Annotated in this window: 9 protein-coding genes; 8 read left to right on the top strand and 1 reads right to left on the bottom strand. The window is 52.5% G+C overall.

The features are described 5' to 3' along the window. Positions 1-363: 363 nt before the first annotated feature. Positions 364-1734, bottom strand: coding sequence for a chromosomal replication initiator protein DnaA (dnaA, locus tag Q0418_RS03325; protein WP_298482202.1), 1371 nt, complete (start codon positions 1732-1734; stop codon positions 364-366). Positions 1735-2330: 596 nt separating this feature from the next. On the opposite strand from dnaA, the gene rpmH reads away from it, so the two are divergent. The 8 genes from rpmH (at position 2331) to rsmG (ending at position 11061) form a co-directional block, all read left to right on the top strand. Next, positions 2331-2465, top strand: coding sequence for a 50S ribosomal protein L34 (gene rpmH, locus Q0418_RS03320; RefSeq protein ID WP_084194420.1), 135 nt, complete (start codon positions 2331-2333; stop codon positions 2463-2465). A 385-nt stretch (positions 2466-2850) separates the two neighbouring features. Further along, a complete protein-coding gene (rnpA, locus tag Q0418_RS03315) occupies positions 2851-3219 on the top strand; it encodes a ribonuclease P protein component (protein WP_295214051.1) in 369 nt (122 codons plus the stop codon). Further along, positions 3216-3494: a membrane protein insertion efficiency factor YidD gene (yidD, locus tag Q0418_RS03310; RefSeq protein ID WP_295214050.1), complete on the top strand. Its 279-nt coding sequence runs from the start codon at positions 3216-3218 to the stop codon at positions 3492-3494. The genes rnpA and yidD overlap by 4 nt, the downstream gene beginning before the upstream one ends. A 9-nt stretch (positions 3495-3503) precedes the next feature. After that, on the top strand, positions 3504-4652 hold the full coding sequence (locus Q0418_RS03305; RefSeq protein ID WP_298482200.1) for a YidC/Oxa1 family membrane protein insertase: 1149 nt from the start codon (positions 3504-3506) through the stop codon (positions 4650-4652). A 76-nt stretch (positions 4653-4728) separates the two neighbouring features. After that, positions 4729-5721: an RNA-binding cell elongation regulator Jag/EloR gene (jag, locus tag Q0418_RS03300; RefSeq protein WP_298482198.1), complete on the top strand. Its 993-nt coding sequence runs from the start codon at positions 4729-4731 to the stop codon at positions 5719-5721. Between the two features lie 762 nt (positions 5722-6483). Beyond that, complete coding sequence (gene mnmE, locus Q0418_RS03295; protein WP_298482196.1) at positions 6484-7848, top strand: tRNA uridine-5-carboxymethylaminomethyl(34) synthesis GTPase MnmE; 1365 nt, start codon at positions 6484-6486, stop codon at positions 7846-7848. A gap of 625 nt (positions 7849-8473) precedes the next feature. Further along, complete coding sequence (gene mnmG, locus Q0418_RS03290) at positions 8474-10357, top strand: tRNA uridine-5-carboxymethylaminomethyl(34) synthesis enzyme MnmG (RefSeq protein ID WP_298482194.1); 1884 nt, start codon at positions 8474-8476, stop codon at positions 10355-10357. After that, positions 10354-11061: a 16S rRNA (guanine(527)-N(7))-methyltransferase RsmG gene (rsmG, locus tag Q0418_RS03285; RefSeq protein WP_298482192.1), complete on the top strand. Its 708-nt coding sequence runs from the start codon at positions 10354-10356 to the stop codon at positions 11059-11061. Before mnmG ends, rsmG begins: the two co-directional genes overlap by 4 nt. Positions 11062-11492: the final 431 nt, after the last annotated feature.

Below are 11492 nucleotides of genomic sequence, written 5' to 3'. Positions count from 1 at the left end.
ATGCAAGCATATGACGTGCAAAGCCGCTAGGCGCTCTTTGTGCGGTGTTGCCTTATATAAAGTTTTAGGTGAGACTATGCAGTAGTACCCTGTCACAACTAAAAATTTATTCTGTTGAAAACGTCCCACCGGGACGTTTTCAAGGTTTAACTTACTGAAATGGTTTCACAAGGCGGGGCGGTCTTGTTCGCCCCGCCTCGAAAAAGCTGTCGCTTTTTCTCACCACCCTCGACCCGCGCCGGAATACGGCGCAGGGTGTTTCGCCGCCTGCGGGCGGCGACCAGGGCTCCTCGCCCTGGACCTCGCCAGCATTTTTGAAAAATTGCTGGACCAAAAAACTTCATTGCCGCCTGCGGCGTTGCCTTAGCCGTGGCTCTTGCTGCGGATGTTTTTGATGATATCTTCTACCAGCTGTTTCAGGTGTTCATCGTGTTTCATAGCCGTTTCCACGTTGCTGATGGAGTAGACAATGGTGGAGTGGTCTCTTCCGCCGAACTCCGTACCGATTGCCTGGAGGGGCATCTGGGTGATCTCCCGCACCACATAAATGGCAACCTTTCTCGCTGTGGAGATCTGGCTGGAGCGCTTACTGCTGCGGATATCCTCCGGTGAAACGCCGTAAACATCGGCAACTTCCACAATAATTTTCTCCACCGTAATGGGCACCGGCTGATCATCGCTGAGGATGTCCTTGATGACGCTCTGCGCCATGGAAATGGACGGTGCAGAGCCTGCCAGATGCTTCAGTGCCTTCAGCTTTTTCACAGCACCTTCCAGCTGACGGATATTGGTTTTCAGCCGGTTTGCAATAAATTCCGTCACATCATCGGGAATGTACAGATCCAGCAGTTCCGCTTTCCGGCGGATAATGGCAATTCTCGTCTCAAAATCCGGTGTGCTGATATCGGTAATGAGACCCCATTCGAACCGGCTGCGGATACGTTCCTCCAGGGTTTTCAGTTCCTTGGGAGACTTATCGGAAGTCAGCACGATCTGCTTGCCCTCGGCGTGAAGCTTGTTGAACGTATGGAAGAATTCTTCCTGCATGCTTTCCTTGTTGCTGAAAAACTGCACGTCATCGACCAGGAGCACATCAGCGTTCCGGTATTTGTCGTGGAAATTGGCAGTGTTGCCGTTGTTGATGCATGCAATGAAGTCGTTTCCGAACTCCTCGCTGGTGACATAAATGATCTTATAGTTGGGGTGGCTCTGGTGTACCTCATGGGCAATGGCGTGCATCAGGTGGGTTTTTCCCAGACCGGACGGGCCGTAGATAAAGAGGGGGTTATAATTCTTGCCCGGCTCCTTTGCCACAGCGGTACATGCAGCATAGGCAAATTCATTGGAACCGCCTACGATAAAGGTATCGAATGTATATTCATAGTTTGCGCCCTCAAAGCTATGCTCCAGCTCCTCATGGCGGCGTGCCAGTTCGTCATAATCCTTGGGTTTACGGCTGTTTTGAACAGGCATGGTGGTTTCGTCATCCACCTGGATGCGGATATCTACTTCAAAGCCCAGGATGCTGAGGAAAGCTTCCTTCAGCAGGGACTCATAGTTATTCAGAATGACGTCACGCTGGAATTCAGACTGAACAGAAAAAAGTGCGGTGGTACCGTCCAGTCGCACTGGGATCAGGGCGTAGATCCAGAGTTTTACAGCAACCTCCGGAATGTCGCCTTCCTCCAGACAGTATTGCTTGACGCGGGTAAACACTTCGTCAAATGAGTTCATATGCGGCGAATCCTCCTTCAAAAATCAATGCAGACAGCGCAAAAAATACGGCAATGACAGAGATCACTGTCAGCTGCTGCTTCAGGTCCCGAGAAAACAGGACTCCATAATATAATAGTATACCACATTTGTTGTGGAAAATCAAGTCTTTCTCTGTTGAAAACTTCAATTTTCTCTGAAATTCCCATGTGGAAATTGTGGAGTAGAGATTGGTGTAAAGGTGGAAAGTAATTCTGGTCACTTGATGGTCATAACGCCGCAGGCGGCAATGAAGTTTTTTGATTCAGCAATCCCTACAGTTGGATTTGGTGACAACAAAAACCAAAGGCAACACCGCACAAAGATTGTGTGGTATTGCCCCAATTTCCACCTGTAATTCCGCCGCCCAGGCGAAATTCTTGGTCAATTTGACGAAGCCTGTCGGTATTTTACGGTGCCAAACGTAAAAAACAAAGAAATTTCAAAGAAATCTCTTGACAAACGGGAGAACATCCGTTATAATATATGGTAAATGGATTCATGCGGCTAGCCGTATGCAATTCCAGCATCCTGTGCGGAAGTTTTTTCCGCCTGCGCAAGGAAAGGAGGTTACCAGGTTGAAGAGAACATATCAGCCGAAGAAGATTCATCGGAAAAAGGTGCATGGCTTCCGGAAGAGAATGGCCACTGCGAACGGTAGAAAGGTTTTAGCCCGCAGAAGAGCACGGGGCAGAGCAAGACTGAGCCACTGATCGAAGTCGGACCACAACGCCATTGGTTTGTGGTCTTTTGTTTTTTCGAGGAGCGTACCTAAAGAGCCTGCCGTGCCGATTGAGAAAAGACACTTACCGGCATTATGCAGGTATGGCGGTTCTGGATCGGTACTTCGGTGACGGTTGGGGTACGCTTTTTTGCTTTGTCAGAGAAAAAAAGAAAATGCCTAGAATGATTTTGATGTGAATGGAAAAACGGCGAGAGCAAGTCTCGCTTAATCCATTTGGCTGTCGGAGTGATCTTTCTGTGTTGGAAAAAATCTGTCGTAGGGCGGGGGCTTGCTCCCGCCGCAGATGAAGATTTGCGCAGACAGATCCACGGCAAAGCGGCAAAATATTCTGAGACAAGGTTGGAGTGCGAGCCATGCAAAAAACGGTCATTCTGAATCAAAACCGGGACTTTTTACAGCTGTATCAGCGCGGAAAAAAGATCGTGTCGCCCTATGCGGTCATCTATGTGCGCAAAACCCGGCGGAAATATAACCGCCTGGGGATCACAGTGGGAAAAAAAGTGGGCTGTGCCGTAAAGCGGAGCCGTGCCCGCCGGGTCATCCGGCAGGCATACCGGGAGACGGAGCATCTCATGCCCACGGGAATGGATCTGGTCATCGTCGCACTGCCGTCTATTGTGGGCATACGTTCTACGCAATTGCGTGACTATCTCGCCGGAACCGGACTGAAACGTATCCGGCGACTGATGGAACCGCCGTCGGAAGGGGGAAAGCCGAAATGAGACGTCTGGCGGCGGCACTGATCAGTCTCTACCAGAGGTTTTCCCGATTGACACCGGCTGTATGCCGGTATTATCCGACCTGTTCCTGTTATGCGAAGACCGCAATCCTGCGGTTCGGCGTACTGCGGGGCGGCTTTCTCGCCCTGCGTCGCCTGCTGCGCTGTCATCCCTGGAGTCCCGGCGGCATCGACCCGGTGCCGGAGCACCTGGATCCGCCACGGATCGTCTTTGGAAAACGACAGCCGCAGTCCACATTACGCAACAGAAAGGGTTAAACAAAAATTATGGATTTTTTATATGATCTGTGTGGTAAGCCGTTCGGCTGGATCATGCGTCTGATCTATGACTGGGTGGACAACTATGCGCTGGCGATTCTGTTGTTTACCATTATTACAAAGCTGATTCTGTTTCCCATTTCCTATAAGCAGCAGATGAATTCGGCGAAGATGCAGCGTGTCAACCCCAAGATGGAAAAGCTGCGGCAGAAGTATAAAAACGACGCACAGAAGCTCCAGGAGGAGCAGATGAAGCTCTATCAGGAGGAAAACGTCAACCCCGGCGCCTCCTGTCTGCCCATGTTTTTGCAGTTCTTCATCCTGTTCGGCATTCTGGACGTTGTGTACAAGCCTTTGTCCTACATCCTGAAAATGAAGGATGATCTCATTTCAAAGGCGTTCGAGGTAGTACAGAATATCAACCCCGAGCTGGCAAAGCAGGGGACAAGTCTCCGGCAGGAGCTTGCCATTTTAAGTGCCCACCACCAGGATTCCGGTGCCTTTGATCAGGTGTTCGCCGGTACGGATCTTTCTTCCCGGATGGCGGAATTTTATGACAAGTTCAGCCTGTTTGGCATTAACCTGGGTGAGATCCCCAGCTGGCATCCGGAAGTCTGGAACGCTGCGGCAGTGGGACTGTTCATGATCCCCATTATGTCCGGCGTGCTCCAGCTGATCCTGACCATCTATATGCAGGTGGTTCAGAAGAAGCGCAATCCGGGTATGCCCAGTGCAGGCTGCATGAATATTATGCTGTATATCATGCCGATTTTCTCTGTCTGGTTTGCATTCCAAGTACCGGCAGGCGTTGGTTTCTACTGGGTTTGCTCTTCCTTCTTCTCACTGCTCCAGACCATCGGTCTGAACATGTACTTCACCAAGGAGCGCATCGAAAAGCTCTGCGAGAAGGAAAACAAGAAGATGCAGAAAAAATATGTCAACGGCAAAAAGAGCTTTATGCAGCGTATGCTGGATCAGCAGCAGGGATTGTCTGAGGGACAGCAGAAGCGGGAACGCTATGTGGAAGAGACAAAGGATATGTCCCGTTCGGAGCTGTCTAAGTATAACCAGCAGGTTCTGAAGGACGCCCGGAAGCGTATGGCTGAAAAATACGGCGAAACCTATGAGGGCGATGAGAACGAGAGTTCGAAGAAATAAGAAAAAGTCTATTACAAATGCATGAAAAAAGAGACAGGGAATGAAGTCCCACAGAATAGAAAGGGATGAACAGGTTATGAAAGAAATCTTCACTGCGAAAAGTATCGAAGAGGCAAAGCAGATGGCATCCGAAAAGTTCGGCGTGTCACAGGATCAGATCGTATTTCGGATCCTGGAAGAGCCGAAAAAATCTCTGTTCGGCAAAATAAAGCGTGAGGCACAGGTTGAGGCAGTGTACGAGCCTGCAGAGCCGGAAGAAGCACCCGCTCCCGCACCGGCAGCGAAACCGGAGGTTTCGGAAAAGTCTGCGGTACAGGAGGCAGTGGCTTCTGTAGAGGAAATTGTGATTTCTCAGGGTGATCCCGCCACAAGAGGTATGGAGTCCGAGGCAATTGAGACCATTCTCACAGAAGAGGAAATGACCCCGAATCTGCTCCGTGCACGGCAGTATATTGCAGATATCTACCAGGCAATGGGCATTGAAGTGACCATTACCACCATGCGTACCGAAAACGGCATCCGTATGGAACTGCGCAGCCAGTCCAAGAGTGGTACCATTATTGGCAGACGCGGTGAAACATTGGATTCTATCCAGTATCTGGCATCAATTCTGGTGAATAAAGACAGCGAGGACTATAGCCGTCTGCTCCTGGACAGCAACGGCTATCGGGAAAAGCGCCGCAAGACCCTGGAACAGCTGGCGGACAAGATCGCACGTGGGGTACTTCGTACCGGTCGTTCTACTACGCTGGAGCCCATGAATCCCTACGAGCGCCGGATCATTCACAGCCGGATCTCGGAGATCGAGGGCGTGACTTCCCGGAGCGTGGGAGAGGATCCCTACCGGAAAGTGGTGGTTTCTTCCGTTAACGGCAAGCGCAGCGGCGGAAACCGCGGCGGCAAGGGCGGTCAGAACCGTGGGGGCAAGCGTCCCTATCGGGAACGCCAGCCGGAGGAGTTCAAGCGTACCAATCTGGATTCCGTGAAAACCAGCTTTGAACGGGATTATAAGAAGCCCAAGCCGGAGGATGAACTGAACGCCGGGCTGTATGGAAAAATCGAGTTTTAAGAGTTGTTTCACGTGAAACAGCGGAATATCTACAGAAACGGGCTGTTACACGCAGCCCGTTTTTTGGAATATGGTGTATTTTATCAGGGAAACGCACTTCCCAAACTCGCAAGAATACTGCGCAAATGTAATATCAAGTCACATCTAAAAATGTTTTCTACCCGTTTTCAAAAAGGTAGCTCAGTCTGCTGGTCCAGCTGAGCACAGCTGGCGCAGGTCCAGGGCTGCGGAAGCCCTGGTGGGGTCAAGGGGCAAAGCCCCTTGTCGCCGTCCGCAGACGGCGAAACACCCCGGCGCATACTTTTGCGCCGCGGAGAAAAGGGGTGAGAAAAGCGACAGCTTTTCGAGGGGAAAGCGGACAAGACCGCTTTCCCCTTGTAAACCCTTTCTAATAAGTGAAATTTTGAAAACGTCCCGGTGGGACGTTTTCAACGGAACTTGCGGGCAGAAAACTTATTGTGTTGTAAACGTCCCACCGGGACGTTTACAAGGCTTAACTTACAGAAATGGTTTCACAAGGCGGGGCGGTCTTGTTCGCCCCGCCTCGAAAAAGCTATCGCTTTTTCTCACCACCCTCTCCGCGGCGCAAAAGAATGCGCCGGGGTGTTTCGCCGCTGCGGCGGCGACCAGGGCTTCCGCAGCCCTGGACCTGCGCCAGCTGTGCTCAGCTGGACCAGCTTGATGGGGCTGCCTTTACTTGGCGGTAAACAGACTGGCTTTGATTTTTGTTTATTTGAGATAGATTTGAAAAGGAGGAATCCTATGGATACCATTGCAGCCATTGCGACCCCCCACGCTGCCGGCGGCATTGCCGTCATTCGCATTTCCGGTGAGGATGCCCTCGCCATTGCCGGGGCATGTTTCCGCAGTGTTTCCGGAAAAAATCCGGCGGAAATGCAGGGTTATACCTGCGCTTACGGCACATTTCTGGACGAACAGGGCAGGGAAATGGATGACGGCATTCTCACCGTTTTTCGTGCACCCCACAGCTACACTGGCGAGGACGTAGCGGAATTATCCTGCCACGGGGGCATTTATGTGACAGAACAGCTGCTCCGTGCAGTACTCCACGCCGGTGCAGTTCCGGCGCAGCCGGGAGAATTCACCAGACGGGCGTTTCTCGCCGGGAAAATGACCCTCACCCAGGCAGAAGCGGTCATGGACGTCATTGGCGCTGCCGGAAAACGGGAGCTGGAATTCGCCCACGCCCAGCAGAACGGTGCCCTGTATCACCGGGTGCAGCAGATTACCCAGGGCATTGTCCGCAGTCTGGGGGATCTTGCGGCATGGGCGGATTATCCGGAGGATGAAATTCCGGCTGTGACTCCGGAGAGCCTGAGAGAAGCCCTTGCGCCTGTTCTGGCGCAGCTAGAGGATACTCTTGCCACTTATGATTACGGGCGTATTCTGCAATCCGGCGTATCGGCGGTAATTGTGGGGAAACCGAACGTTGGAAAATCCACCCTCTTTAATCTGCTGACAGGCAGTCAGCGAAGTATTGTCACAGAAATTGCCGGGACAACCCGGGATGTGGTAGAGGAGCAGATACGGCTGGGGAATGTGACGCTGAGGCTGTCGGATACGGCTGGGCTCCGGGAAACGGAGGATGTCATTGAACAGATGGGCGTGCAGATTGCAGAGAAGCGATTGCAGGCGGCGGATCTGATACTAGCGGTGTTTGATACCACAAGACCCTTGGATGGGGACGATCTGCGGATGCTGGAGCAGTTGCCGGAGAAGCCGGTGATTGCCATTGTGAATAAGTCTGACCAGGAGACAAGGCTGGATATCCGGACGTTACAGGAACGGTTCGGGCATGTGATTTTCATGGCGGCAAAGGCTGGAGATGGACTGGAAGAACTGCGGAAAACGGTGGAGGAAATGTTCTATCAGGCGAAGGTGACACCGGAACTGGGGATTGTGGCGAATGCACGGCAGAAGCAGTGTCTGGAGACGGCGAAGGCGCAGATATTGCAGGCACTGGAGGCATTGGATGATGGGGAAATGCTGGACGGCGTGACGGTGCTGCTGGAAGAGGCAGCGGATGCGCTTTTGACGCTGACAGGCGAGCGAGTCTCCGAAGCTGTCGTCAACGACGTATTCTCACGCTTCTGCGTAGGCAAATAATCCACACGAGCACAGCGAGAACTCTTTTCTTTTTTCGCTTCCTTTTTTCTTTTCAGCAAAGAAAAAAGGAAGAAACACCTGACAAGCAAAGTACAATTCAGAACAGCAAACGCATCGCCGTCAAAAAATAAAGGTAGAAATTTCTGTTCCGAAAATTCAGAATTACCACAAAACGAACACAGTAAAGGCAACAGCGGCGATGCGTACCCAGGCGAACAGCGAGTGAAACGAGCGAATTCGCCGGCGCCATTTTCTTTTGTGACATTCAGGATAATATTGTAAGAAAATCCGTTGTAAACGTTCCACCGGAACGTTTACAAAATAACACTTGTAGAAAAGTGGACACAAGGCGGGGCGGTCTTGTTCGCTTTCCCCTCGAAAAGCTACCGCTTTTCTCACCCCTTTTCTCCGCGGCGCAAAAGAATGCGCCGGGGTATTTCGCCGCCTGCGGGCGGCGACCAGGGACGCTGTCCCTGGACTCTGCCAGGGCTTCCGCAGCCCTGGACCTGCGCCAGCTGGGCTCAGCTGGACCAGCAGTCTGGGGAGCCTTACTACGTAGCTTTTCCTTGGCTGTTCTCATTTTTGTTTCACGTGAAACATCTATCAATTCGAAGGAGTTATCAACATGTATCACATGGGAAATTACGAAGTTGCCGTGATCGGCGCAGGCCATGCCGGCGTGGAGGCTGCTCTTGCCTCAGCCCGGCTTGGCTGCCGGACGGTGCTCTTTACCATATCCCTCGACCAGATCGCTAACATGCCTTGCAATCCGTCTATCGGCGGCACGGCAAAAGGCCATCTGGTACGGGAAATTGACGCCCTTGGCGGCGAAATGGGCAGGGCAGCAGATGCCTGCTTTCTCCAGAGCCGTATGCTCAACCGTGGAAAAGGCCCTGCTGTTCACAGTCTCCGTGTGCAGGCGGACCGGGTGAAATATCACAATTACATGAAACAAATCTGCGAAAAGACACCCAATCTGGAGATCAAACAGGCGGAAATTGCCGAGATTCAGGTGCAGGACGACAAAGTCTGCGGCGTTGTCACTTCCCTTGGTGCACAATATGACGTGTCGGCTGTGGTAGTGGCAACAGGAACCTACCTGAACGGACGGATTCACGTGGGAGAGGTTTCCTACGAAAGCGGCCCCGATGCAGCCCTGCCCAGCCGTCCCCTTGGGGAAAATCTGAAGCAGCTGGGGTTGCGGATGCGTCGTTTCAAGACGGGAACGCCTTGCCGTGTCCATCGGCGGAGCATTGACTTTGATGCCATAGAACGGCAGGACGGCGATGCGGATATCGTACCCTTTTCCTTTGGCTCCGATGCCGCAGCCATGCACAATCAGGTTTCCTGCTATATCACCTACACCAACGCTGAGACCCACCGTATTATCCGGGAAAATCTCCATCGTTCGCCCATGTTTTCCGGGCAGATCGAAGGCATCGGCCCTCGGTATTGCCCGTCCATTGAGACAAAAATCGTCCGCTTTGCGGACAAACCCCGGCACCAGCTGTTTGTGGAACCCATGGGACTGGAGACAGAGGAATACTATTTGCAGGGCATGTCCTCATCCCTGCCGGAGGATGTGCAGCTGGCATTTTTGCGTACCATCAAGGGGCTGGAGCATGTAGAGATCATGCGCCCAGCGTATGCTATCGAGTATGACTGTGTCGACCCCACGGAACTGCGTGCCAGCCTGGAGAGCAAGAAAATCGGCGGTTTGTTCGGCGCAGGGCAGTTCAACGGCAGCTCCGGCTATGAAGAAGCGGCAGCCCAGGGGCTGATTGCCGGCATCAATGCGGCATTGCTGGTGCAGGGAAAGGCGCCCTTTGTGCTGGATCGTGCGTCCTCTTATATTGGCACACTGGTGGATGATCTGGTCACAAAGGGCTGCGAGGATCCCTATCGTATGATGACATCCCGCAGCGAATACCGGCTGATTCTTCGTCAGGATAATGCAGACTGGCGGCTGATGCCCTTGGGATATGAACTGGGACTGGTTTCTAAGGAACGCTATGGTGCCATGGTGGAAAAATACCGCCTTGTGGAACAGGAGCGAAAGCGTGTGGAAAAGACCAATCTGGCGCCTTCCGGGGAACTGAACGCTTTTCTGGAGGAACACGGCACGGCAGCACTATCCACAGGATGCAAGGCAGCGGATCTCATTCGCCGTCCCCAGCTGAATTATGCCATGATCGCCCCCTTTGACCCGGAGCGCCCGGTTTTGCCGGCGGTTATCGGGGAACAGGTGGAGATTCAGATCAAATATGAGGGCTATATCAGCAAGCAGCTGGCGCAGATCGAGCGTATGCGAAAGCTGGAAAATATGAAGCTGCCGGAGAATCTGGACTATACCACGGTGCGTGGGCTGCGGTTGGAGGCGGCGGAGAAACTGAACGCCCACCGTCCCCAGAATCTGGGGCAGGCAAGCCGTATTTCCGGCGTATCTCCGGCGGATATTTCCGTGCTCATGGTCTGGGATACGGCAAATCAGGAGGGAAGCAGGACATGATGACTTACGAAAAGGCAAAAGCAATCTTTGCCGGGGCGGATTTACCCTTGTGTGAAACCCATTTTCAACAGTTTTCCACCTATCTAAAAGAACTTGTGGAAACCAATGCCCACATGAATCTCACCGCCATTACAGAGCCGGAAGAGGTCTGGGCGAAGCATTTTCTGGACAGTGCAGTGCTGCTGCAAAAAATCTCCCTGCCGCTGGGGGCAAGCTGTATTGACGTGGGAACAGGGGCAGGTTTTCCTGGGATGGTGCTGGCAATTCTGCGCCCGGATCTGCAAATTACGCTGCTGGACAGTCTGCAAAAGCGCATTGGGTTTCTGGAACATACTGCGGAACTGATGGGGCTGGGGAATGTGCGGTGTGTACATGCCAGAGCGGAGGATGGCGCTCAGGATCCGGTGTATCGGGAACAGTTTGACTTTGCCACAGCACGTGCCGTGGCGGCATTGCCGGTGCTGACGGAATATTGTCTGCCTTTTGTGAAAGTGGGCGGCAGATTTGCGGCAATGAAAGGCCCCTCTGAAACGGCGGAAACGGCGGAAAGTGCTATTGCACTGCTTGGGGGAAAGGTAGTTTCTGAGGAAAACTACAACCTGGAGCAAGCAGGGGAGCGGCGGCTGATTGTTGTAGAAAAAGAGACAACAACGCCGGCAAAATACCCCCGAAGAAGCGATAAAATCAAAAAGAAGCCGCTTTAAACACCAAAAGAGAACAATCACTTTCCCATCTCTAATAGGGAATAGGGCAACCCAGACTGCTGGTCCAGCTGAGTACAGCTGGCGAGGTCCAGGGCGAGTAGCCTTGGCAGGGTCCAGGGACAGCGTCCCTGGTCGCCGCCCGCAGGCGGCGAAACACCCTGCGCCGTACTTCGGCGCGCGGAGAAAAGGGGTAGAAAAGCGACAGCTTTTCGAGGGGAAAGCGGACAAGACCGCTTTCCCCTTGTAAACCTTTTTAGTAAATTAGATTTTGAAAACGTCTCGGTGGGACGTTTTCAACGGGATAGAATTTATGGCAATACCGCACAAAGAGCGCCTAGCGGCTTTGTACGTCATATGCTTGCATCTTTTCCGTCACATTTCACAAAAATGCTCGTGAATACACAAAGTATTCACTGCGCTTTTTGTTTCAT

Origin of the sequence: uncultured Ruminococcus sp. (assembly GCF_937915125.1) — a bacterium.
Classification (GTDB): Bacteria; Bacillota; Clostridia; order Oscillospirales; family Ruminococcaceae; genus Ruminococcus_C.
The sequence above is the reverse complement of the archived record's forward strand: the minus strand, read 5'-3'. Positions and strand labels throughout refer to the sequence as shown.